The organism is Variovorax glucosi (assembly GCF_051216695.1).
Taxonomy (GTDB): domain Bacteria; phylum Pseudomonadota; class Gammaproteobacteria; order Burkholderiales; family Burkholderiaceae_C; genus Variovorax.
The window spans coordinates 1-1333 of record NZ_JBPJZE010000140.1 but is presented as its reverse complement, the minus strand read 5'-3'; the positions used below and the strand labels follow the sequence as shown (position 1 = coordinate 1333).

Below are 1333 nucleotides of genomic sequence, written 5' to 3'. Positions count from 1 at the left end.
ATTCAAAAAGAGAACAAAAAATGGCAAATCGAAAAAATTACGTTTTTCTCGTAATTAAGTGCTCGCAGGAAGTTTCGACCAGTTCATAAACAAATTGGCGATCAACGCGATCCAAGTTCCCCAGCATTCGCTCGATTGTGAGAGCCAAGCCGGCAGGCTGGCCAGCAGCCTTGCCTAGGAAGCTCTCAACCGAACATTCGTAGAGTTCTGCGAACTCTACGAGCCTAGGTAGCGACGGAATCACCACCCCCCTCTCCATACGCGATACAGCCTCAGCGCCTATGCCTAGTGCCTCGGCCGCTTGCTCTTGAGTGAAGCCCGCTGCTGTACGGCTCTGCGTCAGAGCGGCGCCTACAAGCTTGGCGAGTGTGGTTTCTTCGTCTGCATTCAAGGGCTTCTCCTAGTCAACCCATATGGTTGAGATTCCACCTCTTGACGTGAAGGACTTCATGGGTTGAAATCAACCCAACAGGTTGACAGCCTGTTGCAAGTCCTTCAACTTAAGGGAACACATGGAAAGCAGCTTCGCAAAGGGCTACGACAAACTGCACGGTGTCGACGGCTCGATCAGCATTTCTTACAAGGCAGAACGCTGGGGCTCGCACAAAGGTGCTGGCGCCCTTGGACTTCTTCTTATTCTTGTTTTGGTGCCCGCCTCCTGCGCCGTCACCTCACCCATCTTGTTTTTTGCAATGCAAGCAAAATTCTTGCTCGTTGTCTGGCCAATTATCTCAATGGCATTGATGTATTTCGCAATTAAAGCAATTTTGAAAACCACAGGCACTCTCAAAATTTTGCCAAGCGTGGGCTTGTCGTTTGACGGGAAAAATCTTCCCTACAAGGACATTGACGACATTGGCACTGCCAATGAAATTGCAGCAAATAACCCCAAGGGAACCGCGTACGTATATGCAAACACCCATGGGCAACAGATCCAAATCACGAAATATGTTCCGTTGCACCTTGCAGAAGCTATAGCCAACGAAATTCGCGCCGCTTCTGGCACCCGTTGGAATTATCAACCCAGCAATTCAGCATGAAAAATCTTATCGCTCTCTCGCTCGCTTTTGGTTCGTTTGCGGCACAGGCCGCAGAATCTCAAGAATGGGATTACAAAATGCAGAGCACCAGCCCCGCCAGCGGTACGCAACGCCCCACCTCCGGTGTGAACAAGGCAGAGCTTTTCAAGGAAAAGGACGGCTACACCTTCCGTATCCGGGGCAACACTGCTCCCAGCTGCTACTCGACTGCCGAGGCCGCCCAGGTGGAGGAAGACACCGCCACTATCACGATCACCCCTACCCCGCGCTTTGGCAACTGCGAGAAGATCAGG

Annotated in this window: 3 protein-coding genes; 2 read left to right on the top strand and 1 reads right to left on the bottom strand. The window is 51.5% G+C overall.

Features of this window, described 5'->3' with window-relative positions; translation table 11 throughout:
- Positions 1-37 precede the first annotated feature (37 nt).
- A complete protein-coding gene (locus tag ACSFA3_RS23665) occupies positions 38-391 on the bottom strand; it encodes a helix-turn-helix domain-containing protein (protein ID WP_435468156.1) in 354 nt (117 codons plus the stop codon).
- Between the two features lie 121 nt (positions 392-512).
- Here ACSFA3_RS23665 and ACSFA3_RS23660 point away from each other — a divergent pair, with 121 nt between their 5' ends.
- Both ACSFA3_RS23660 and ACSFA3_RS23655 read left to right on the top strand, forming a co-directional pair.
- Complete coding sequence (locus tag ACSFA3_RS23660) at positions 513-1040, top strand: hypothetical protein (protein WP_435468154.1); 528 nt, start codon at positions 513-515, stop codon at positions 1038-1040.
- Positions 1037-1333: hypothetical protein (locus ACSFA3_RS23655; protein WP_435507856.1), on the top strand; the 297-nt coding region annotated here is incomplete at its 3' end. The genes ACSFA3_RS23660 and ACSFA3_RS23655, both read left to right, overlap by 4 nt.

Excerpts from the sequence above, each read along its gene's own strand:
- ACSFA3_RS23660 (WP_435468154.1), top strand. The coding sequence starts at position 513 with ATGGAAAGCAGCTTCGCAAAGGGCTACGACAAACTGCACGGTGTCGAC.